The 22,306-nt window shown below is 67.1% G+C and carries 14 protein-coding genes and 4 pseudogenes; 8 read left to right on the plus strand and 10 right to left on the minus strand.

Translation table 11 applies throughout. From position 1 onward, the window contains the following. Nucleotides 1-102: 102 nt before the first annotated feature. Nucleotides 103-1,956, minus strand: a complete 1,854-nt coding sequence (locus ACZK2V_RS18385; RefSeq protein ID WP_032128836.1) for an autotransporter domain-containing esterase — start codon at nucleotides 1,954-1,956, stop codon at nucleotides 103-105. A gap of 207 nt (nucleotides 1,957-2,163) precedes the next feature. Between ACZK2V_RS18385 and thiS the strand changes: the two genes are divergently transcribed. The 4 genes from thiS (at nucleotide 2,164) to ACZK2V_RS18405 (ending at nucleotide 5,921) form a co-directional block, all read left to right on the plus strand. Next, nucleotides 2,164-2,364: a sulfur carrier protein ThiS gene (thiS, locus tag ACZK2V_RS18390; protein WP_125892724.1), complete on the plus strand. Its 201-nt coding sequence runs from the start codon at nucleotides 2,164-2,166 to the stop codon at nucleotides 2,362-2,364. A gap of 153 nt (nucleotides 2,365-2,517) precedes the next feature. Then, a complete protein-coding gene (locus tag ACZK2V_RS18395) occupies nucleotides 2,518-3,312 on the plus strand; it encodes a thiazole synthase (RefSeq protein ID WP_010481470.1) in 795 nt (264 codons plus the stop codon). Then, on the plus strand, nucleotides 3,312-4,046 hold the full coding sequence (trmB, locus tag ACZK2V_RS18400) for a tRNA (guanosine(46)-N7)-methyltransferase TrmB (RefSeq protein WP_071229637.1): 735 nt from the start codon (nucleotides 3,312-3,314) through the stop codon (nucleotides 4,044-4,046). The genes ACZK2V_RS18395 and trmB overlap by 1 nt, the downstream gene beginning before the upstream one ends. A 27-nt stretch (nucleotides 4,047-4,073) precedes the next feature. Then, nucleotides 4,074-5,921 (plus strand): SLC13 family permease, encoded by a 1,848-nt coding sequence (locus ACZK2V_RS18405; protein WP_010481466.1) that lies wholly within the window; start codon nucleotides 4,074-4,076, stop codon nucleotides 5,919-5,921. Nucleotides 5,922-6,268: 347 nt separating this feature from the next. Here the strand turns inward: ACZK2V_RS18405 and ACZK2V_RS18410 are convergent, their stop codons facing one another. After that, nucleotides 6,269-6,604, minus strand: coding sequence for a Rieske (2Fe-2S) protein (locus ACZK2V_RS18410; protein ID WP_049401603.1), 336 nt, complete (start codon nucleotides 6,602-6,604; stop codon nucleotides 6,269-6,271). Between the two features lie 178 nt (nucleotides 6,605-6,782). Here ACZK2V_RS18410 and ACZK2V_RS18415 point away from each other — a divergent pair, with 178 nt between their 5' ends. From ACZK2V_RS18415 to ACZK2V_RS18430, 4 genes are all read left to right on the plus strand, one after another. Continuing rightward, the gene (locus ACZK2V_RS18415) at nucleotides 6,783-7,064 is read left to right on the plus strand and encodes a hypothetical protein (RefSeq protein ID WP_046985468.1); all 282 of its coding nucleotides are present in this window, start codon (nucleotides 6,783-6,785) and stop codon (nucleotides 7,062-7,064) included. Between the two features lie 75 nt (nucleotides 7,065-7,139). Then, nucleotides 7,140-7,856 carry a fumarylacetoacetate hydrolase family protein gene (locus ACZK2V_RS18420; RefSeq protein ID WP_201117192.1) on the plus strand — a complete coding sequence of 239 codons (717 nt, stop codon included), beginning with the start codon at nucleotides 7,140-7,142 and terminating at the stop codon, nucleotides 7,854-7,856. A gap of 55 nt (nucleotides 7,857-7,911) precedes the next feature. Then, nucleotides 7,912-8,316 (plus strand): large-conductance mechanosensitive channel protein MscL, encoded by a 405-nt coding sequence (gene mscL, locus ACZK2V_RS18425; RefSeq protein ID WP_107432151.1) that lies wholly within the window; start codon nucleotides 7,912-7,914, stop codon nucleotides 8,314-8,316. Between the two features lie 224 nt (nucleotides 8,317-8,540). Further along, nucleotides 8,541-9,962 carry a M28 family peptidase gene (locus tag ACZK2V_RS18430; RefSeq protein ID WP_486322656.1) on the plus strand — a complete coding sequence of 474 codons (1,422 nt, stop codon included), beginning with the start codon at nucleotides 8,541-8,543 and terminating at the stop codon, nucleotides 9,960-9,962. A 144-nt stretch (nucleotides 9,963-10,106) separates the two neighbouring features. Here the strand turns inward: ACZK2V_RS18430 and ACZK2V_RS18435 are convergent. The 8 genes and pseudogenes from ACZK2V_RS18435 to ACZK2V_RS18470 form a co-directional block, all read right to left on the minus strand. Next, nucleotides 10,107-11,556, minus strand: a pseudogene (locus ACZK2V_RS18435) (alanine/glycine:cation symporter family protein). A gap of 10 nt (nucleotides 11,557-11,566) precedes the next feature. Continuing rightward, on the minus strand, nucleotides 11,567-12,559 hold the full coding sequence (locus ACZK2V_RS18440; RefSeq protein ID WP_486322657.1) for a hypothetical protein: 993 nt from the start codon (nucleotides 12,557-12,559) through the stop codon (nucleotides 11,567-11,569). A 237-nt stretch (nucleotides 12,560-12,796) separates the two neighbouring features. Further along, nucleotides 12,797-13,631: pseudogene (locus ACZK2V_RS18445) on the minus strand (TrmH family RNA methyltransferase). After that, nucleotides 13,624-15,141: an alanine/glycine:cation symporter family protein gene (locus ACZK2V_RS18450; protein ID WP_049425132.1), complete on the minus strand. Its 1,518-nt coding sequence runs from the start codon at nucleotides 15,139-15,141 to the stop codon at nucleotides 13,624-13,626. The pseudogene ACZK2V_RS18445 and the gene ACZK2V_RS18450 overlap by 8 nt, the downstream one beginning before the upstream one ends. A gap of 176 nt (nucleotides 15,142-15,317) precedes the next feature. Beyond that, nucleotides 15,318-15,857, minus strand: coding sequence for a GNAT family N-acetyltransferase (locus ACZK2V_RS18455; protein ID WP_049425134.1), 540 nt, complete (start codon nucleotides 15,855-15,857; stop codon nucleotides 15,318-15,320). After that, nucleotides 15,850-18,973, minus strand: a pseudogene (locus tag ACZK2V_RS18460) (efflux RND transporter permease subunit). The gene ACZK2V_RS18455 and the pseudogene ACZK2V_RS18460 overlap by 8 nt, the downstream one beginning before the upstream one ends. Continuing rightward, nucleotides 18,970-20,075, minus strand: a pseudogene (locus ACZK2V_RS18465) (efflux RND transporter periplasmic adaptor subunit). The pseudogenes ACZK2V_RS18460 and ACZK2V_RS18465 overlap by 4 nt, the downstream one beginning before the upstream one ends. A gap of 277 nt (nucleotides 20,076-20,352) precedes the next feature. Further along, a complete protein-coding gene (locus ACZK2V_RS18470) occupies nucleotides 20,353-22,296 on the minus strand; it encodes a TonB-dependent copper receptor (protein ID WP_486323338.1) in 1,944 nt (647 codons plus the stop codon). Between the last annotated feature and the right edge of the window lie 10 nt (nucleotides 22,297-22,306).

A 22,306-nucleotide genomic window follows, 5' to 3' on the forward strand; every position in this document is an offset into this window, starting at 1 on the left:
GGCCGGTGTTGCGCAATGGTGGCCGCCGCACCCGCCGGGCATGGCCCGGCGCTGCCGTGCAGGCATCCCAGGCACCTTGCGGTGCCCGGGATGTTGCATTCATCAAAAGCTGCCACCCACGGTGGCGAAGATCGTCGCGTCACGGGCACGCTTCTGCGCGGCCGTGGTGCTCAGGCCAACGTTGCCCTGCAGGCCGAACAGGTCCATGCGCGCACCCAGTACGGCAGTGGCGTAGTTCTTGTCGAAGTCCAGGCCCGGCACGCGGTAGCTGCCCAGTTCCGGCAGGGTCTGCAGCCACGCGCTGGCCTGCTTGGTGTCCTCGAACTCGTGGTCGTAGGTCACCTGCACGTACGGCTTGACGGTGCCGCCATCGAAGCGGGCCTGCCAGCCGATGCGGCCGACGGTCGAGTCGACGTTCTGGCGGTCGTAGCCCAGGGCGGTGGCCAGCGTGCCCGCAGCAGCGCTTTCGCTGTAACCATCGATCTTGACCTTCTGCCAGATCACCGCAGCGATCGGGCCGTGGCGGAAGCCACCTTCGGTGCCGAACTCGTAACCGGCATTCAGTGCAGCGGTCAGGTTGCTGCCGTCCGGCGAGCCACCGTGTTCGCGGGTAGCCGGGCCCAGCTGGACCTTGCGGTTCACGTCATACGACAACCAGGTGTAGCTGACCTGGCCGTTGACCCAGACGCGGTCGCCATACCAGGCAGCGAACAGGCCGGCGGTGGTGTCCTTCTGGGTGAAGTCGCCACGGCTGTTGCCGAAGTCGGCACTCATGCGACCGAAGCCGGCGAAGCCGCCGACCACCACGCCGTTGCGTGCCCAGTCGACACCGAACAGGCCGGCCGGCGCCACGCCGTCGTACAGGTCGGCGTGGTCATAGCGCTGCAGGTCACCGCGCACGCCACCCCACCACGACAGGCCATCGGCCGGACGGGCGCCCAGGTGGTTGCTGACCTGGTCGGCACGCGAACGGCCGACGGTCTGTGCCGAGTGGCTCAGCACCTGCTGCAGGCGCGGAGCCTCCAGCACCGAGACGGCGTACTGGCCCAGCAGCTGGTGACCGGTAACGGTGGGATGCACGCCATCGGCGAACAGATAGGTCTGGTACGCATCGGGGCTGACGTAGGTGGTCGGGTTGCAGCCGATGATGCTGCCCGTGGTGTTGGCCGGGTTGATCTTGCAGGCGGTGCCGGTGACGTTGGTGAAACCGTACATGCCCGGGTTGGCGGTCACTTCACGCAGGATGCTGAAGGTATCGAGCGGAATGAACTCGATGCCCGCCTGCTTCAGGCCGCCATACAGCGCCTTGTTGTAGCCGACCGACATGGCGGTGGCGGCTGCTGCATTGGGGCCGCGGAACTGCGGGGTGATGCCCACGTCCGGCAGGTTCGGCACCAGCACGTACTGGGCACCGGCCTGCTTCAGGGCGCCGACCAGCGCGATCTGGTCGGTGACCGCCGCGCCGATGATGCCCTGCACCTGGGCCGGCGGCGCACCCGCACCGGCAGCGCCGGCGGCGGCAAACAGGTCGTTTGCGCCACCCCAGACGGTATACAGGGCGTTACGGTCAGCCTTGCCACCGTTTGCCGCCAGGTAGCGGGCCGCCTGCGACTTCAGAGACGGGATCGCGCCGAGGGCACCGCTGCCTTCGACCGACACGCGGGCGCCGCCGACAGCGTAGTTGTCGCCGTTCTGGCCGTTGCCGTTGGGGTCCTTGTTGAGGCCGTAGTAATTGGCGACCTGCTGCGACCACACCCAGCCCGGGTTGGTGGTGAACTGGCCGGAGAGCCCCTGCGTGGCCTCGGGCAGCAGCGGGCGGAAGTAGCCGGCGTCGGTGAGGCTGTCACCGAAGAACACCGCCTTGGAGTACGGATTTTCGCCTGCCATGGCCGGCAGCGCGGCCAGTGCGATCGCAGCCGCCATGAGGGAGCGGATCGGGTGTTTGCTGAGCTGCATCTAGGAACTCCTGTGGGGTAAACAAGTTGGAATCCGGCGCACGTACGCCGGCGCACGGTCAATGGTTTCACCGCGCTGCCGTTTGCTCACGCTGCGCCGCCGCATGGATTGTCGCCTGACCACGCCGAACCCTGCTGTGCCGGAGCTGGCGCCCGGTTCAAATTACAAACGTTCCGATCCCGACGGGCTATCAGCGACAATGCAGGGATGAACATCCAGCTCAACGGCGAACCCCGCACCCTGCCCGCCTCGGCGACCCTCCACGACCTGCTTGAGGCCGAGCAGCTGCTGCAGCGCCGGGTGGCGGTGGAGGTCAACGGCGAGATCGTCAGCCGCAGCCGCCATGGCGAGCATGTCCTGGTTGAAGGCGACGTGGTGGAGATCGTGCACGCGCTGGGCGGGGGCTGAGGCCATCCCGGGTAGTGCCGGCCGCTGGCCGGCAATCCGACGCCGTCAGGCACCCTGCATCTGCCGGCCAGCGGCCGGCACTACCTTTACCCTTCTGCTGGCTGCACGCCATTGCGTGATCCCATCTTCAGGCGGATAAGCGATAATCGCGCCATGAACGTTCATGTCTCCCCCGATTCGCTGGTGATCGCCGGCAAGACCTATGGCTCGCGGCTGCTCACCGGCACCGGCAAGTTCAAGGATCTGGAAGAAACCCGCCTGGCCACCGAGGCTGCAGGCGCCCAGATCGTCACCGTGGCCATCCGCCGCACCAACATCGGGCAGAACCCGGGCGAGCCGAACCTGCTCGACGTGCTGCCGCCGGAGCGCTACACCATCCTGCCCAACACCGCCGGCTGCTACACCGCCGAAGACGCGGTGCGCACCTGCCGGCTGGCGCGCGAACTGCTGGACGGCCACAACCTGACCAAGCTGGAAGTGCTGGGCGACCAGAAGTCGCTGTACCCGGACGTGGTGCAGACCCTCAAGGCCGCCGAACAGCTGGTCAAGGACGGCTTCGAAGTGATGGTCTACACCTCCGACGACCCGATCCTGGCCAAGCGCCTGGAAGAGATCGGCTGCGCTGCGGTGATGCCGCTGGCTGCGCCGATCGGTTCGGGCCTGGGCATCCAGAACAAGTACAACCTGCTGCAGATCATCGAAGACGCCAAGGTGCCGATCATCGTCGACGCCGGCGTGGGCACCGCGTCGGATGCGGCGATCGCGATGGAGCTGGGCTGCGACGGCGTGCTGATGAACACCGCCATTGCCGGTGCGCGCAGCCCGGTGCTGATGGCCAGCGCCATGCGCAAGGCGGTCGAGGCCGGCCGCGAGGCCTTCCTGGCCGGGCGCATCCCGCGCAAGCGCTACGCCAGCGCCTCCTCCCCGGTGGATGGGTTGATCGGCTGATGACCAATCCCTTCGACAGCGCCGGTTCCAAGGCCCCGCCCAAGCCCTTCACCGTGAGCGAGGGCCGCCGCGAGGTCCGCAGCTTCGTGTTGCGCCAAGGCCGCTTCACGCCTGCCCAGCAGCGCGCGTTCGACGAACGCTGGCCGCGCTTCGGCATTGACTACAACGGCCAGCCGCGTGATCTGGACGCCACCTTCGGCCGCCAGGCGCACAAGGTGCTGGAAATCGGCTTCGGCAACGGTGCCGCGCTGCGCTTCGCCGCCCAGCATGATCCGTCGCGTGACTACATCGGCATCGAAGTGCACGCGCCCGGCGTGGGTCGCCTGCTGAACGCGCTGGCCGACGACAACGCCGACCACGTGCGCCTGTACCACCACGATGCGGTGGAAGTGCTGCAGAACGAGATTGCCGATGGCGCGCTGGATGAAGTGCGCATCTACTTCCCGGACCCGTGGCACAAGAAGCGCCACAACAAGCGCCGCCTGCTGCAGCCTGCATTTGCCGAGCTGCTGGTGCGCAAGCTGCGCCCGGGCGGCCGCCTGCACTGCGCCACCGACTGGGAAGACTACGCCGAGCAGATGTGGGACGTGCTCGACGCCACCGCTGGCCTGGTCAACCGCGCCGGCCCGCGTGGCAGCGTGCCGCGCCCGGACTGGCGGCCGCAGACGCACTTCGAGACCCGCGGCCAGAAGCTCGGCCACGGCGTCTGGGACCTGCTGTACGACCGCACCTGACGATCGCCTGAGGACACCGCGCCCCACATGGATACCGCGCTGACGCTGACCAACGACATGAAGCTCGTGCTCGGGCTGGTCGGCTTCACGATGGCGATGTTCCTGTTCGAGCGCATCCGCGCCGACGTGGTCGCGCTGGTGGTCCTGGTGGTGCTCGGTGTCACCGGGCTGATCGCGCCGGAGGAAATCTTCGGCGGCTTCTCCGGTAACGCGGTGATGAGCATCATCGCCACCACCATCCTCGGTGCGGGCCTGGACCGCACCGGGGCGCTGAACCGGCTGGCCGCGTGGCTGCTGCGGCGCGGCCATGGCGTCGAGCAGCGGCTGCTGATGATGACCACGGCCATTGCCGGCCTGAATTCCTCTTTCATGCAGAACCCGTCGGTGATGGCGCTGTACCTGCCGGTCGCCTCGCGACTGGCAGCGCGCACCGGGTTGACCCTGCAGCGCCTGCTGCTGCCCATTTCGGCGGCAATCGTGATGGGTGGTGCGCTGACCATGGTCGGCAATTCACCGTTGATCCTGCTGAACGATCTGCTGGCCTCGGCCAACAACAACCTGCCTTCCGGCCTGGCCACGATCGAGCCGCTGCGCATGTTCGCGCCGCTGCCGATCGGCGTGGCGCTGCTGATCGCTTCGCTGCTGTATTTCCGCTACTACGGCGACCGCAAGCTGATCGAGGAAGAGAACCTGGTCAACGACGGGGTCACGCCCGCGCGCACCGAGAGCTACTTCGCCAAGACCTATGGCATCGAAGGCGATGTGTTCGAGCTGGTGGTCAGTGCCGAAAGCCCGCTGGTGGGCATGACCCTGGGCGAGGCCGAGAACCTGCACGATGCCCCGCTGCTGCTGGCCCTGAAAACCGGCAATGACACCCGCCTGGCGCCACCGGCGGAGATGCGCATCTGGGTTGGCAGCGTGCTCGGCGCGATGGGCCCGCGTGAGCAGATCAACGATTTCGCGCAGAACCAGTTCCTGCGCATGTCTTCGCGGCTGAAGCACCTGGGCGACCTGTTCAACCCGAGCCGTGCCGGTATTTCCGAAGCGGTGGTGCCGCCTACCTCGAACGTGATCGGCAAGAGCGCGGCCGATCTGCGCCTGCGCAAGGAGCGCGGCATCAGCCTGCTGGCGATCAACCGCGACAAGCAGGTGATCCGCGAGGACGTGCGCGACGTGCAGCTGCGCGCCGGCGACATGCTGGTCTTCCACAGCATCTGGACCGACCTGGCGCAGGCCGCCCGCAGCCGTGACTTCGTGGTGGTGACCGACTACCCGACCGGCGAGCAGCGCCCGCACAAGTTCAAGATCGCGATGGCGATCTTCGCCTTGACCATCCTGATCGCGCTGACCAGCAAGCTGCCGGTGGCGCTGACGCTGATGACCGGCGTGGCCGGCATGCTGCTGACCGGCGTGCTGCGCATGGACGAGGCGTATGCATCGATCAACTGGAAGACCGTGTTCATGATGGCCGGGCTGATCCCGCTCGGCTGGGCGATGGATTCCAGTGGTGCGGCGGCATGGGTGGCCGGCCATACCATCGACAAGCTGCCCACCGGTATTCCGGTATGGGTACTGGAGGTGGCGCTGGCGCTGCTGACCACGGCGTTCTCGCTGGTCATCAGCCATGTGGGCGCCACCATCGTGATGGTGCCCATTGCGGTGAACCTTGCGCTGGCGGCGGGCGGCAACCCGACGGCGTTCGCGCTGATCGTGGCGCTGTCGGCGTCCAACAACCTGATGACGGCCTCCAACCCGGTAATTTCGATGATCACCGGCCCGGCCAACTACACCCCGCGCGAGATGTGGCGGGTCGGCGGCCCGCTGTCGCTGATCTACACCTGCGTGGTGGTGCTGATGATCAACCTGATGTTCTGAGGGTTGGGTTTGTTGGCAGGGCTGCGCCCTGCACCCGCAGAGGCAACGGCAACGGCCGAAGCAACAGCAACAGCGGGCTATCCGTGGGATGGCGGGGTGGGTCCGGTTGCGGGGGACGCTGCAAGTACGTCCCTGTAAGCTCGGTCGCCGCATCCATGCGGCTCACGCCCCCGCAACCGGACCCACCCCGCCTTCGACAGATTTCTGCGATCTGTCGGAACGGCGTCCTGCACTGCTTTGGTAGATGTCGACCTTGGTCGACACGGTAGATCCACGCCATGCGTGGATGGATCTCTGGATATCTGTTGATCCGGTGGGTGCGGACCGTTGGTCCGCACACCGATGGGTCAGGCCAGGTAGATTTGCCCGTCGCGCACATCCACCGGCACGGCGCGCAGGCGGTCGCCCTTGCAGGGACCGGCGATGCAGTCGCCGCTGTCCAGCGCGAACGAGGCGCCGTGGGCGGCGCAGACCAGGTGGCCCTCGCGGCTCTTCAGGAACTGGCCCGGGGCCCAGTCCAGGCGACGGCCGGCGTGCGGGCAGATGTTCAGGAACGCGCGCACCTGCGCGCCGTCGCGGTACAGCACCAGCGATTCGGCATCGCCATCAACCACCGCCTCGACCTCGGCAAACGCGCCATCGGCAATGGCATCAAGGGCGATCAGGGCAGCGGCGGCAGTCATGGCGAAGGCTCGGACAGTAAACGCGCATTGTCGCACGCCCGCTCAGGTGACTGGCTGCAACATGAACACAAGTCATTGATTCGTAATAAGCACAGGCTATATTTAACGAGTTTTTCACTCAATGACAGTGGCACCTCCCGATACTCTGGTTTCGCTGATCCCAGCCTATCGAGCCGCCATGTTCAATCGCGCATCCGCCTTCAACCAGTTCCGCACCCTGTTCGCGCCACGCAAGCCGCGTCACCCGCTGGTGCGTGTGGCCGTGGGCCTGCTCGGCTTGGCGATCCTGGCCGCGATGGTGTTCATCGGCGTGTTCGTCGGTGCGGCGATGATCCTGGTCGGCCTGGCGTGGAAGCTGCTGGCTTCGCGCAAGCCGGGCACTGCCCGTCCGCTCGACCCGAACGTGGTCGAGGGTGAGTTCCGCGTGGTGCGCAAGCCGGTGCTGCCGGCCTCGCGTTGATCCACGCCCTCCGCGCCCGCTGACGGCGGGCGTCATGCGTTCTAGACTGCGGGCACGCCCTTCCTGGATGCCCGCATGTCCGATGTCTCCGATGTGATCCCTGCCGTAGCCGTGCCGCGTGTGCCGGTAGCCGGTGGCGGCAGTTTCCCCGTGCACCGTATCTACTGCGTCGGCCGCAACTTCGCCGACCATGCCCGCGAAATGGGCGCAGCAGTGCCGGCGGCCGACGATCGCGGCCGTCCGATGTTCTTCAGCAAGCCGGCCGATGCGATCGTGGTCGGCCACGACGATGCCATTCCCTATCCCCCGGCAACCGCCAACCTGCACCACGAAGTGGAGCTGGTGGTGGCGATCGGCCGTGATGCGCCAGCCGGCGAACTGGCCGTGGCCGATGCCGACGCTCTGGTCTACGGCTATGCCGTCGGACTGGATTTGACCCGCCGCGACCTGCAGGCCGCCGCCAAGGACAAGGGTCATCCGTGGGATGCAGCCAAGGGCTTCGATGCCTCGGCACCGATCAGCGAGATTGTCCATGCCGAGGAAGTCGGCGACCTGGCCGCGCTGAACCTGTCGCTGGAGGTCAACGGCGAAGTGCGCCAGCAGGCGCTGCTGGACCAGATGATCTGGAACGTGCCGGAGATTCTGCATGAGCTGTCCAAGCTGTGGCAGCTGCGTGCCGGCGACCTGGTGTTCATGGGTACCCCGTCCGGAGTGGCCGCGCTGAAGCCCGGCGACCGCTTCAGTGCCCGCTTGGAAAACGTGGCCGAGCGCCACGGCGTGATCGCCGGCTGACATCACCTGCGCTACCCTGCGCGCTGTCCACTTCCCCCACCGGAGAAAAACAACAATGGGAATGCTCACCGAGTTCAAGGAATTCGCGATGCGCGGCAACGTCATCGACCTCGCCGTCGGCGTGGTGATCGGCGCGGCCTTCGGCAAGATCGTGACCGCACTGGTCGAGAAGATCATCATGCCGCCGCTGGGCATGCTGATCGGCAAGGTGGATTTCTCGCAGCTGGCCTGGACGTTGTCACCGGCCAGCATCGGTGCCGACGGCAAGGAAATCCCGGCCGTGGTGATCGGCTACGGCGACTTCATCAATACGCTGATCCAGTTCGTGATCGTGGCCTTCGCCATCTTCCTGGTGGTCAAGACGATCAACCGCCTGTCGCGCAAGCAGGACGCCGCCCCGGCCGCACCGGCCGAGGAAGTGGTGCTGCTGCGCGAGATCCGCGACAGCCTGAAGAAGTAAGGCCGCCTACCGGTAGTGCCGGCCGCTGGCCGGCAACATCGGAACATGCGGGAGCCGGCCAGCGGCCGGCACTACCGCGACTGCACGAAAGCCCCGCCCTGGCGGGGCTTTCGCTTTGCCGGACGTGGCGGAAAACAGCGTTCGCGGCAGCCATGACCTCCCGCCCATGCGCGGGCCTGAACGACTGTTAAGCTCCAAGGCTTGGTCCCTTCCCGGAGCTGTCCATGCGTCGCCGCGTCCTTGCCATCGCATCCTCCCTCGCCCTGCTGGCCGCCCCGGCCTTCGCGGCGCCGCACACCACCACCCTGCCCCCGGCGTCGCTGGCCACCGCTGCGCAGCTGCGCGACCAGGCGCTGGCTGACGACACCGGCTGGAAGGTGGTTGAATCGCTCACCACCGAAATCGGCCCGCGCATCGCCGGCAGCGAAGCCGACGCCCGCGCCGTGGCCTGGGCCGAAGCCAAGTTCAAGTCGCTCGGCTTCGACAAGGTCTGGAAGGAACCGGTGACGTTCCCGAAGTGGGAGCGCCGCAGCGAACACGCCGCGGTGACCGGCAAGAACCCGCAGCCGCTGCAGATCACGGCGCTGGGCGGGAGCCCGGGCGGCACCGTTGAAGCCGAAGTGGTCCGCTTCGCCGACCTGGCCGCACTGCAGGCCGCACCGGCCGGTTCGCTGAAGGGCAAGATCGCGTTCGTTGATTACCAGATGCTGCCGTTCCGCGATGGCCGCGACTACGGCCGTGGCGGCGCGATCCGCAGCAAGGGCCCGTCCGAAGCAATCCGCAAGGGCGCGGTCGGTTTCCTGATGCGCTCGGCCGGTACCGACTCGCACCGCGTGCCGCACACCGGCATCACCCGTTTCGACGACGGCCTGACCCCGGTGCCGTCGGCAGCACTGTCGGTGCCCGACGCCGATCAGCTGGCCCGCCTGCTGGCCCGTGGCGCGACAACGGTGAAGGTCGCGCTGGACTGCGGTTGGGACGGCACCGCCACCTCGTACAACGTGATCGGCGAGATCACCGGCCGCAGCCTGCCCAAGGAAGTGGTGGTGATCGGTGGTCACCTGGATTCCTGGGACCTGGGCACCGGCGCAGTGGATGACGGTGCCGGCGTGGGCATCACCATGGCTGCGGGCCATCTGATCGGCCAGCTCAAGCAGGCGCCGAAGCGCACCATCCGCGTGATCGCCTTCGCCAACGAGGAACAGGGCCTGTACGGCGGCAAGGCCTATGCCGAGGCACACGCCAAGGACGTGGCCCTGCACCAGTTGGCCGCCGAGAGCGACTTCGGTGCCGGCCGCATCTATGCCTTCAATACCGGTTCGCCGAACCCGGAAGGCTCGCGCGAAGCGACGAAGCAGATTGCCGAAGTGATGAAGCCGCTGGGCATCGAGTACCAGGCCGACAAGGGTGGCCCGGGCCCGGACGTCGGCCCGTTGGCCGCCAAGGGTGGCGCGTGGGCATGGCTGGCGCAGGACGGCTCGGACTACTTCCACCTGCACCACACCGCCGACGACACGCTGGACAAGATCGACCCGAAGGCGCTGGCGCAGAACGTGGCCGCGTACACCGTGTTCGCGTATCTGGCCGCGGAAGCCGATGGCAGTTTCGGCAGCGAAGCCAAGGCGACCACGCCGCCGAACGAGTGATGCGGTAGCGCCGGACCATGCCCGGCGAAAGCAGCGGCGAGAGCGGTGCGAACCAAGGTTCGCACCCACCGGGTAAGGGCGCACCCACCGGGCGATGGCGTGGGTCAGAGCCCTCGCCGTGGCGAGGGATCTGACCCGATCCTGTCAGCCCTCCCACACGCTGGTGTTGCGCACACCCAGCAGCTTCGGGTTGAACAGCGGATCCTTGCCCGCCTGGCGATGCTGTTCGTAGTCGCGCAGCGCCGCCAGCGCTGGCTTCTGCAGCAGCAGGATGGCGATGATGTTCAGCCAGCTCATCAGGCCGACGCCGATGTCGCCCAGCGACCACGCGATCGTTGCACTGTTCACCGCTGAGTAGCCGGTCGCGGCCAGGAACAGCAGCTGGAACCCGCCCATCACCCACGGCGCGGGACGATCACGGCACAGGTAGCTGATATTGGTCTCGGCCATGTAGTACAGCGCCAGGATGGTGGTGAACGCGAACGGCAGGATCGCCAGCGCCACGAACGAACGGCCGAAGCCCGGCAGCGCGGACTCCACCGCGTGCTGCACGAAGCGCGGCCCGGCCTCGACGCCAGGCAGATTGCCCAGCAGCAGGCGCGCCTCATCCGGAATACCGTTCACAGCCGGGTCGTAGACGTTGTACAGGCCCGTGGACAGAATCAGGAAGGCGGTAGCACTGCACACCACCATCGTATCGATGTAGACCGAAAATGACTGCACCAGGCCCTGCTTGACCGGGTGGGTGACTTCGGCGGCGGCGGCCGGATGCGCACCGCTGCCCATGCCGGCCTCGTTGGACAGCACACCACGGCGCACGCCCCACTGGATGGCGGTGCCGATCATTGCACCGAACGCTGCATCCACACCGAATGCACTGCGCAGCACCAGCATGATCACCTCCGGCACTTTCTCTGCATTGAGCACCATCACCAGTGCCGCCACCAGCAGATACGCCACCGCCATCAACGGCACCACCCACTCGGCAACCCGCGCGATGCGGCGCACACCGCCGATCAGGATCGCGCCCAGCACCACCAGCAGAACCGCCGTGGTGGTCATCACCGGCACGTCCCAGGCTTCGTTCACCGCACTGGTGATCGCATTGGACTGGGTGCCGGCCAGCATCGCACCGGCCAGCACGGTCACCAGCGCAAACAGCACCGCGTACCAGCGCTGGCCCAGGCCCTTTTCGATGTAGTACGCCGGACCACCGCGGTACTGGCCCTTGGCATCGCGGTCCTTGTAGATCTGTGCCAGCGTGGATTCGATGAAGGCGCTGGAGGCGCCGAGGAAGGCGACGATCCACATCCAGAAGATCGCGCCCGGGCCACCAAAGGCGATGGCCATGGCAACGCCGGCGATGTTGCCGACGCCGACGCGGCTGGACAACGACAGCGACAGGGCCTGGAACGGTGACACACCGGCTTCGGAGCGCTCGTGCCGGAACATCAGGCGCAGCATCTCCGGCAGCGCGCAGCTGGATGAAGCGGGTACGCACGCTGAAGTACAGGCCGGCGAGCAGGCAGAGCACCACCAGGTACGGGCTCCAGACGATGCCGAGGATGGTGTTGACGATGGATTCGATGTTCATCGGCAGCCCCTCAGAAGAACATGCCCAGGGCGACCTGGGGGCTGATAATGCGGCCGGTGTTGCGCCCGGCCACGGTGAATTCGACGCCGGCGATCAGGCCCAGCGACGGGCTGAAGTGATACTCCACCGCGGGCGCCAGGCTGACGTTGCGGCTGGCCGGACGGTGCTCTTCAATCCGCTCGATCGCACCACTGCCGTTGCGTGCGAAGCCGCTCAGACGCTGGCCGGTCTCGCGGCTGGCGGCGATTTCCATCACCCCCACCCAGCGCGAATTGAAGCTGTACTCGGCGCCGACCGACAGGCCCAGTACCGAGCCACGCGAAATGTGCCCCTGGAAGCTGTCGTCGGTGCCGTACACGCTGGTGCCGGAAATGGCAGTGCGCGACGGTGCCGGCCCGGCGCTGAGCTGGGCGCGCCAGCGCACGGGGCGGTCATTGCCCAGCCACACCACCTGCTGCACGCCCAGCGCCGCGGTGGTGCGCTGAACGCCGTCGCCCTGTGCATCCAGCGGATTGCCGGTGATACGGTCATGGCTGCCGGTGCTGAAACGCTGCACCAGCGCGACCGAGATGGCCGGACGGGTGCCATCGGCATTCGGCGCCTGCAGCAGGTACTGCAGGCGTGCGGTGGTGTCACCGGCGCGGAAGCCGCTGCTGCGCGCACTGCCGGATTCGGCGCGCGAGGCGCTGAGATTGACCTGGCCCATCACCCGGTCACTGAAGCCATAGATGATCGGCACCACCGTGGCCCAGGCGCCAATGTGCCCGGCACTGCGGCGACGATCACCGTTGTTGTCGTAGTGGTCGCGGCTGTCGACCCGCACCAGATAGGGCTCGATGTACCAGTTGCTCTGCGGCAGGCCGGCCGGATTCGGCGTGATCAACGGGCCGGTGAAATTGACACCATCGAGACTGCGTTCCGCGGCCTGTAGCGATGGTGCGGCAAGCGCAGCGAGTGCCAGCACCAGGCAAATGCGACGTGTGCGGCGTTGGATTCGATGCATGGAACCACTCCTGTACGACGTTGGAAGGAACTCCACCGTGCGACGCAGGAAACGGCCCAGCAATGAGACAAATACTAAAATTGCTTGCCTGTCCATCAAGCGTGTTTGAAGCAACGCAAGCTGACGCGGATGACCCAGTTTGCTGCGCGTGCATCGTTTGCGCTCTTGCGCCGCGCAAAAGAAAACCCGGCCGCAAGGGCCGGGTCAGGAAATCAACACAGCATCAGCACGACGGGATCATCCGTGGCGGCGGCTCGCCCACTGCGCGAGCAGCACGGCGGTGGCCGAGGCCACGTTCAGGCTTTCCACCGCGCCGCTGCCGGGAATCGACAGCTGCTGGTCACACTGACTGGCCAGGCCGCGGTCCATGCCCTCGCCTTCGGCGCCCATCACGTACACCAACCGTTCCGGCAGCGACGCACGGAACACGTCGTCGCCACCATCAACGAGGGTCGCAGCCAGCCCGAAGCCGGCTGCACGCAGCTGCGCCATCGCCTGGGCGGTCTCCGGCAACTGCACCAGCGGCACCGACTCCGCACCACCTTCGGCCACGCGCGCAGCGGCACCGGACAGCGCCAGCGTGCTGCCGGACGGCAGCAGCAGCGCCTTGACACCGAAGTGCGCGGCCGAGCGCAGGATCGCACCGAAGTTGTGCGGATTACCGACACCGTCCAGCCACAACGCCAGCGCCGGGCCTTCGCCCAGATCCTCCAGCCACTGCGCCAGCGGCACGACGGGCGCGCAGCACGTCGGCCACCAGGCCTTCGTGATGGGTAGTGGCGGCCAGCTTGTTGAGGTCGCCCTCCTCCACCACGCGGTAGCCCACACGGTTGGCCACGCACCACTTCAACACCGGCTGCATGCGCGGAATCAGCGCGTCCACCAGGTACAGCTTGCGCAGCGCCTGCGGGCGCTTGGCGAACAGGGCCTGCACGGCGTTCCAGCCATACAGGCGCAGTTCGTCATTGCCACGCCCCGGCGGTGGCGGGGTGCCGCCCTCACGCGGTGGCAGCGGGGTGGCCCGCGGCGGTCGCGACGACGGACGGCGGGCGTTCTTCCAGGGATCATTCACTACGGGACAACTCCAGCTTGCGTTGACGCCAGAAATCGGCGTTCTTGATGCCCAGGGCATCGGGGTCGAAGATCGGATCGAGGCCGAGCTTCTTCTGTCGTTCGTAATCACGCAGGGCCAGCATGGCCGGCTTCTGGATGATGAGGATGGCAATGATGTTCAGCCAGGCCATCAGGCCCACGCCGATGTCACCCAGCGCCCAGGCCAGGGTTGCATTATGGAACGCGCCGAACACCACCATGCCGATGATGCCCAGGCGCAGCACCAGCACGGTCAGCGGGCGCTTCTTGTTGTGGTTGACGTAGGTCAGGTTGGTTTCGGCCATGTAGTAATAGGCCATGATGGTGGTGAAGGCGAAGAAGAAGATGGCGATGGACACGAACGCCGAGCCCCAGCCCGGCAGCACGGCTTCCACACCCGCCTGGGCGTAGCCCGCGCCTTCCGGAATACCGGCCAGGCCCTGGAAGATCGGCGCGGCACCCGGCACCGGCGAGTACACGTTGTAGGTGCCGCTGGCCAGGATCAGGAACGCGGTGGCGGTGCACACCATCATGGTGTCGAAGTAGATGGCGAAGGCCTGCACGTAGCCCTGCTTGGCCGGGTGCGAGACTTCCGAGGCGGCTGCCGCGTGCGGGCCCGAGCCCTGGCCGGCTTCGTTGGCATAAATGCCTCGCTTGATGCCCCACTCCACCGCCAGGCCCATCATCGCGCCGAACGCGGCGTGGGTGCCGAAGGCGCTGCTGAAGATGATGCCGAACATCTCCGGCACGCGATCGTAGTTGATGATCATGATGACGATGGCGGTCAGGATGAAGGCTGCCGCCATGAACGGCACCACCACTTCGGCGAAGTTGGCGATGCGCTTGACGCCGCCGAAGATCACCACGCCCAGCAGCAGCGCCACCACGATGCCGATGCCCAGCTTCAGCGCCTGCACCGACTCCATGCCCATCGTCTGGCCATCCAGCGGACCACACAGCGCGGTGCCACGGCAGGCGTTGATGATGCTGTCGGCGATGGCGTTGGCCTGCACGCCCGGCATCAGGAAACCGGCGGCAATGATCGTGGCAATGGCGAAGACCAGCGCGTACCACTTCAGGCCCATGGCCTTTTCGATGTAGTACGCCGGGCCGCCACGGTAACGGCCTTCGGCATCCTTGGTCTTGTAGATCTGCGCCAGCGTACATTCCACGTACGAGGTGGAGGCGCCGAGGAAGCCCATCACCCACATCCAGAAGATCGCACCGGGGCCGCCGAAGGCGATGGCGGTGGCCACGCCGGCGATGTTGCCGATACCCATGCGCCCGGCCATCGACATGGCCAGGGCCTGGAAGGACGACACACCGGCGTCGGATTTCTCACCCTTGACGGTGAGGCGGCACATCTCGAGGAAGCCGCGGATCTGCATGAAGCGCGTGCGCAGGCTGAAGAACAGGCCGGCGCCCAGGCACACGAAGATCAGTGCCTTGCTCCAGATGATGCTGTTGATGAAATGTACGGTAGCTTCCACGCGCTCTCTCCAGTCGGCGGGTTGTGAGGACGTCCCGTCGGCTGGAGGGGACCGGTCGATTCTCCCTGATCGAAGGCCGCTGCGGTAGCGCTGTGTTGTAGAGCCGAGCCCATGCTCGGCGTGGTGATGACGGCGGCCGGGCACGGCCTCGGCTCTACCGCGGCCGGCCCGCGTGTTCAGGGCAGCTGCGTGCGCACCCGGGCGAAGCGGCGCAGGTCGTGCAGCACCCCGCGCTTGTAGACCGCGCAGCGGTCCACGCCTTCTTCCTGGAAGCCGTTCTTTTCCAGCACCCGGGCCGAGCCGAGGTTGAAATCGACCACCCCGGCCTGCAGCCTGAACAGGCGCAGCTCGTCCATCACCCACGGTGCGAACAGGCCGACCACCCGGGTCATCAGGCCCTGGCCCCAGTAGGCCTGGCCCAGCCAATAGCCCAGTTCCGCCATGTGCCCGCGCTCGGCACTGCCCTGCTGGGCCCCGACGCTGCCGCAGGCCTGGCCGTCGATCTCGATGGCCAGGTTCAGGGTGCCAGGGGCCAGCACGCGACCGGCGAGGAAGGCCTCGCCATCCTCGCGCGTGTACGGGTACGGGAAGCGATCGCGCAGGCCCCGCGATACCTCGCCGTCGTTGGCATGGCGCAGCAGCGATTCCAGATCATCCGGGCGCCAAGGGCGCAGTTGGAAGCCGTCGCCTCGCAGCACGGTGGTCGGATCAGGCATGACCACCCACCGAGGGCGATTCCGCTTCCTGCTTCTCCAGTTCACGCTTCACCGCTTCCGGCGAGCGGGTGTAGGGCGCCAGCCGCGCGTAGAATGCCGGCACCACGAACAGCGACAGGAACGTCGAGAGGGTCACACCGAAGATGATCACGATGCCGATGGTGCCACGGCTGGCCGAACCGGGGCCACCGGCCACCACCAGCGGAATCGCACCGACCACGGTGGCGATCGAGGTCATCAGGATCGGGCGCAGGCGCACCATCGCCGATTCGATGATCGCCTCGCGCACGGTTCTTCCGTCGTCACGCAGCTGGTTGGCGAATTCAACAATGAGGATGCCGTTCTTCGCGGCCAGGCCGACCAGCATGACGATGCCGATCTGGCTGAACAGGTTCACGGTACCGCCACTCACCCACAACCCGACCAGCGCGCCGAGCACGCCCAGCGGCACGGTCAGCATGATGGTGAGCGGGTGGATGAAGCTCTCGAACTGCGCGGCCAGCACCAGGTAGACCACCAGCAGCGCCATGGCGAAGGTCAGCAGCACCGCGCCACCGGCACTCTGGTATTCGCGCGATTCGCCCTTCCAGTTCACCTGTGCGTACTGCGGCAGCTCCTCGCGCGTGACCTGCTGCGCCCAGGCAATGGCCTCACCCAGCGGATAGCCCGGCGCCAGGCCCGCGTTGATGGTGATCGAGCGCAGGCGGTTGAAGCGGTTCAGGGTGCCGGCCTCGGCCACCTCACTCAGCGTGACCAGGTTGGACAGCGGCACCAGTTCGCCGGACGTCGCGCGCACGCGGATGGCGGCCAGGTCGGCCGGGCTGGCACGGCCATCGCGACCGGCCTGCACCAGCACGTCGTACTCTTCGCCGTTGTCGACAAAGGTGGTGACGCGGCGCGAGCCCATCATGGTTTCCAGTGCCGAACCGATCGCGGTGACCGGCACGCCGAGGTCGGCCGCACGCTGGCGGTCGATGTTGACCCGCATCTGCGGCCGCGTTTCCTTGTAATCCGAGTCCGGGCCGACCAGGCCGGGGTTGTCGGCCATGCGCAGCAGGATACGGTCGCGCCACTGCGCGATCTCGGCATATTCCGGGCCGCCCAGCACGATCTGGAACGGCTGCCCGCCGCTGCGCACCAGGCCACCGCCCACCTGCGTACGCACGCGCACGCCGCGGATGGTGTCCAGTTCCTTCTGCAGTTCGTTGGCCACTTCCGGCGTGCCTTCGCTGCGCTGGCGCCACGGCTGCAGGAAGATGCTGACGCGGCCGGTGTGCATTTCCTCGCTGGCACCCCAACCACCGGGCACGCGTGGATTGGCGCGCACGATCGGTTTGTCCGGGCCAACATGCGGTGCCAGCATCGATTCCACCTGCTGCACCTGCTGCACGGTGTAGTCGTAGCCGGCGCCTTCCGGGCCGTCGATCATGATCTGGAACGAACCGCGGTCTTCGGCCGGCGCCAGTTCCGACGGCAGCAGCTTGAGCAGGCCCCAGCTGGCGGCCAGTGCGGCCACCATCACCAGCAGGTAGATCCAGGTGCGGTCCACGTGGTGGTCGAGCACCCGCCCATAGGCCCCGGCCAGGCGTTCCAGGTTGCGGTTGATGAACCCATGCAGGCCACGCGGTGCCTGCCCGGTATGCGGCTTGAGCAATTTGGAGGCCATCATCGGCGTCAGCGTCAGCGCCACAAAGGCGGACAACGCCACCGCCGCCGCCAGCGCCACTGCCAGTTCGCGGAACAGGCGCCCGGTATTGCCTTCCAGGAACCCGACCGGCAGGAACACCGCCACCAGCACCGCGGTGGTGGCGATCACTGCGAAGGCGACCTGCGCAGTACCGCGCTTGGACGCCACCAGCGGGGGTTCGCCCAGGTCGATGCGGCGCTGCACGTTCTCCACCACCACGATCGCATCGTCCACCACCAGGCCGATGCACAGCACCAGGGCAAGCAGGGTCAGCAGGTTGATCGAGAAGTCGAACGCGTACAGTGCGATGAACGCTGCGACCAGGCAGACCGGCACCGTCACCGCCGGAATCAACGCAGCGCGGAAGCTGCCGAGGAACAGCCAGATCACTGCCAGCACCAGGATCATCGCCTCCACCAGCGTGGCGTAGACGCGGTCCACCGCGGCTTCGATGAAGGTGGTGTTGTCGAAGGCAACGAAGATCTGCGTGCCCTTGGGCAGGGTCAGCGCGACCCGTTCGGCTTCAGCGCGCAGTACGCGCCACGTCCAGCGAGTTGGCGGTGGAGGTCTTGACGATGCCCAGGCCGATGCCCGGCTCGCCGTTGCTGCGGTAGTACGCGCGTCGCTCGGCCGAGGCCAGCTCGATCTTCGCCACATCGCCCATGCGCACCACGTAACCGTCACGACCCTTGCCCAGCGGGATGGTCGCGAAGTCTTCGGGCTTGATGTAGTTGCGCTCCACGCGCAGGGTGAAATCGCGGTCGGTCGATTCGATGCGGCCGGCCGGCAGTTCCACGTTCTCGTTGCGCAGCGCGGTTTCCACGTCGCCGGTGGTCAGCCCGCGCCCCGCCAGCTGGTCACGGTCCAGCCAGATCCGCATCGCATAGCGCTGGCGGCCGCCGATGCGGACCTGGGCCACGCCATCGAGGCTGGAGAAACGATCGACCACGTAGCGGTCGGCGTAGTCGCTCAGCTCCAGCGTGTCCATGGTCGAGGAGACCATGTTGAACCAGATGATCGGGTCGGCATCGCTCTCGACCTTGGCGATCTCCGGCGGACGCGCTTCTTCGGGCATGCGGTCGGCGACGCGGCTGACCGCATCGCGCACGTCATTGGCCGCCGCTTCGATATCGCGGTTGGAGGTGAACTCGATGCTGACCTGCGAGCGGCCGTTGGTGCTGCGCGCGTTGATCGTATCGATGCCTTCGATGCCGGCCAGCGCATCTTCCAGCACCTGGGTGATGCGGCTTTCGATGACCGCCGCCGAGGCGCCGGTGTAGTCCACCGACACCGACACGATCGGCGGATCGATGGCGGGCAGTTCGCGCAGGGTCAGGCGGGTGAAGGACATCACGCCCAGCACCAGCAGCAACAGGCTCATCACCACGGCGAACACCGGCCGCTGGATGGAGATGTCGGACAGCTTCATCCGCCGTGGCCCTCGGCCGCGACCGGCGCCGGTGCATCCGCCGGCTTGGCACCGCTGGCCGGCGCCGCATCCTTGGCCGCGACCTTCAGGCCCGGGCGCAGCTTGCCGGTGCCATCGACCACGATGCGCTGGCCCGCTTCCAAGCCCTGCCTGATCTCGACCACGCCGGCACGGCGCGCCCGGTGACCACATCCACGCGCTCGACGCTGTCGTCGGCGGTGATGCGGTACACGAAGGTATCGCGACCGACCTGCACCACGGCGATTTCCGGAATCACCAGCGCCGGGCGCTCGGGGTGGAACAGGCGCACGTCCAGCAGCATGCCCGGGCGCAGGGCATGGTCACCATTGGCGAAATCGGCACGTACGGTCACCGCACGGGTCGCCGGGTCGATGCGTGCGTCGATGGTACTGACCACGCCCTCGAAGCTGCGGCCCGGCCACGCCACGCTGGTGGCGCTGACCTTGTCACCGACGCCCAGTGCGGCCAGTTCCACTTCCGGCACCTGGAAATCGATGTGCATGTGCTCGATGTCGTCGAGCGTGGCGATGACCGTGGTCGGAGTCACCAGCGAGCCGGGGCTGACCTGGCGGATGCCGAGCACGCCGGCGAACGGTGCGCGTACACGGCGATCACCGATGTCGGCCTGCATCTGCATCACGCGCGCCTCGGCGGCATCACGGATCGACTTCTGCGTATCCAGCGTGGCGCTGGACACCAGCCGCTGGGAGGCCAGCTCGCGCTGGCGCTTGTACAACTGGTCGGCCTCGTGGAAGGTGGCCTGCGCCTGCACCAGCGCCGCTTCCTGGGCCTGCCCGCGCAGCGTCACGATCGGCGCACCAGCGGCAACATGCTGGCCGCTTTCGAAGTGCACCTTCTCGACGATCTCGCTGACCTTGGCGGTGACGCTGATCGATTCGCGCGCCTTGGCCGTACCCAGTGCCTGCAGCGTGTCATTCCACTGCGTGGACTGCACGACCTGCGCGGTGACCGGCACCGCTTCTCCCTGCCGACGGGCGGCGGCCTCCTGTTTGCCCGCGCACCCGGCCAGCACGGCCAGGCTGAGGCCAAGGGCCAGGGTCGAAGCGATGCGAGCCAACATGAACGGTCCTGAGTGATCCACGGCCGCCGAGTGTAGGCAAGCGCCCACAGAAGCGATATGTGCCAAGCGTTTACTGGCGTGGAACCGGCGTCGCGATAGCGCCGTGAACCCGTTCCGTGCAAGGCTGACCGCAGCGGTGTCGGCATGTGTCGAGGTGTATCCAGCCGTGCACCGCAGGCGTTGCCATCGTAGAGTCGAAGCTGCCCGGCTGAGGGCGTCGGGCGGGGGCGGATCCTGGCGGGGATCCGGCCCCGGTTTTTTTTTTACACCCGGCGGATCAGTACCGGTAGTTCACCTTCATCCACAGGCTGCGGCCCGGCTCGTTGATGCGCACCGGGTCAGCCGGAAAACCGAAGTCGGCGCTGCCGGCCAGATTCAGGTGCTCGCTGTAGGCACGGTCGAACAGGTTGTCGACGCCCGCGCTGAGCTGCAGCTGCGAACTGAAGCGGTAAGCAGCGTTGAGCGCGAAGGTGGCGAAGCCGGCACTCGGCCCCAGGTCCTGCGCGACCACATTGCCTTGGCCATTTGCGACACGATGCTGGTGGGTCACCGCGCGCAGCAGCGCACCGGCACTCCAGCGCTGGCCTTCCCAGTTCGCGCTCAGGCGTGCTTCCAGTGGTGGCATCTGCGGCAACGGGCGATGCTGGTCGCGGTTCTCGCCCCAGGCATAGGCCAGCGTGCCGCCCAGCTTCCACTGCTCGGCCACGCTCACTTCCAGGCCCGCCTCGGCACCAGCGATACGTGCATCAACGTTGCGGGCCTGGCTCATGCCCATCATGCCGCTGCCGTGGTAGGTGAACAGAATGTAGTCCTGGATCTGCCCGGCGTACGCCGAGACCCAGGCCTGCACACGGGGCCCCTTGTATTGCATGCCCACATCAAGCTGGGTGGTGCGCTCGGGCTGCACGCCGGTGAACGCGTTCACCGCACCGGCCGGGCCGTGGTTGGGCGAGAACAGCTCCCAGTAGTCGGGCATGCGTTCACTGTGGCCGAGGCCGGCGTACCAGGTCAGGCCATCGGCCAGGTCCTGCTCGTAGCGCAGGAAGCCGCTGCCAAGCCATTCCTTGCGCGTTTGCCCGGCCGTGGGATTGGGTCGGTTGCCCATCATCCCGCGCACCGACTGCCGCTCATCGCGGACGCTGGCGCGGTCGATGCGCAGGCCGCTGATCCAGCGCTGGTCGGTGCCCGCACCCAGGGTCAACTCGGTGAACACGCCATAGCGGCGGAAGTTGGCATCGGTTTCCCAGGCGGCCTGGCGGTAGGTGTCGCGGCCCATGCCCATGCGGCCACGATGGCGGCTGTCTTCGCCATCCATACCCGCCACCAGCTGCACATCCTGCCAGCGCCACTCGGAACTGACCCGGCCGCCCTGGGTACGGCGATCCACGTTCGACGCCATCGGCATCGGCATCATGCTGTTCGGGTTCGGCGTGCGCAGCGTGTAGTTGTCCATCACATGGTCGGCGTTGTTGTAGTACACGTTGGCCTGCAACGTGTCCCATGCCCCCGGCAGGTTGCGCTTCTCGAAACGCGCCGCGTAGCTGGTGCGTTCGAACGCGGCACCGTCCATGCCACGGCCCGCGTAACGCGCGATCGCATCACCGGCACCGGCGGAAATTTCCAGCAGCGTGTCGGCATCCGGCGTCCAGCCGATGGCCACGTCGCCGTTCCACTTGCGCCACTTCGATGGCACCACGTCACCGTGGCCGTCCTTGTAGTCATCGGCTTCGGAACGGTTGCCGCTGGCGCGTACGTAGCCTGTCGGGTTACCCAGGGTCAGGTCCAGCACCTGGTCGTTGCGGTTGCGCGAACCGACCAGCGCACTGGCATCGGCACGCAGGCCCGGCTCCTCGAAGCGCGGCGTATCGCGCTCGAAAAGCACGGTGCCGGCCGACGCGCCCGCCCCCCAGCGCACGCTCTGCGGGCCCTTGATGATGGTCAGCCGGTCGAAGCTTTCCGGCGCGATGTAGGACAGCGGATTGTCCATGCGCGACGGGCAGGCACCGATCAGGTTGCCATCGTTGCTGAGGATGTTCAGGCGCGAACCGAACATGCCGCGCAGCACCGGGTCACCGTTGGTGCCGCCGTTGCGGATGGCGGAGAAACCGGGAACGGTCTTCAGGTAATCGGCACCGTCGCTGGCCGGCACCGGCTGCCGCGGCAGGCGCGGGTCGGTCACCCAGTGCAGCGGGGACGACGGTGCGGCGGCGGTGACCACCATCGTGTCGAGG

The organism is Stenotrophomonas sp. 93052_Sma (assembly GCF_056481145.1).

Excerpts from the sequence above, each read along its gene's own strand:
- mscL (WP_107432151.1), top strand. The coding sequence starts at position 7,912 with ATGGGAATGCTCACCGAGTTCAAGGAATTCGCGATGCGCGGCAACGTC.
- ACZK2V_RS18385 (WP_032128836.1), bottom strand. The coding sequence starts at position 1,956 with ATGCAGCTCAGCAAACACCCGATCCGCTCCCTCATGGCGGCTGCGATC.
- ACZK2V_RS18405 (WP_010481466.1), top strand. The coding sequence starts at position 4,074 with ATGGATACCGCGCTGACGCTGACCAACGACATGAAGCTCGTGCTCGGG.
- ACZK2V_RS18410 (WP_049401603.1), bottom strand. The coding sequence starts at position 6,604 with ATGACTGCCGCCGCTGCCCTGATCGCCCTTGATGCCATTGCCGATGGC.
- ACZK2V_RS18470 (WP_486323338.1), bottom strand. The coding sequence starts at position 22,296 with ATGGTGGTCACCGCCGCCGCACCGTCGTCCCCGCTGCACTGGGTGACC.
- ACZK2V_RS18395 (WP_010481470.1), top strand. The coding sequence starts at position 2,518 with ATGAACGTTCATGTCTCCCCCGATTCGCTGGTGATCGCCGGCAAGACC.
- ACZK2V_RS18430 (WP_486322656.1), top strand. The coding sequence starts at position 8,541 with ATGCGTCGCCGCGTCCTTGCCATCGCATCCTCCCTCGCCCTGCTGGCC.
- ACZK2V_RS18420 (WP_201117192.1), top strand. The coding sequence starts at position 7,140 with ATGTCCGATGTCTCCGATGTGATCCCTGCCGTAGCCGTGCCGCGTGTG.
- thiS (WP_125892724.1), top strand. The coding sequence starts at position 2,164 with ATGAACATCCAGCTCAACGGCGAACCCCGCACCCTGCCCGCCTCGGCG.
- ACZK2V_RS18455 (WP_049425134.1), bottom strand. The coding sequence starts at position 15,857 with ATGCCTGATCCGACCACCGTGCTGCGAGGCGACGGCTTCCAACTGCGC.
- ACZK2V_RS18440 (WP_486322657.1), bottom strand. The coding sequence starts at position 12,559 with ATGCATCGAATCCAACGCCGCACACGTCGCATTTGCCTGGTGCTGGCA.
- ACZK2V_RS18415 (WP_046985468.1), top strand. The coding sequence starts at position 6,783 with ATGTTCAATCGCGCATCCGCCTTCAACCAGTTCCGCACCCTGTTCGCG.
- trmB (WP_071229637.1), top strand. The coding sequence starts at position 3,312 with ATGACCAATCCCTTCGACAGCGCCGGTTCCAAGGCCCCGCCCAAGCCC.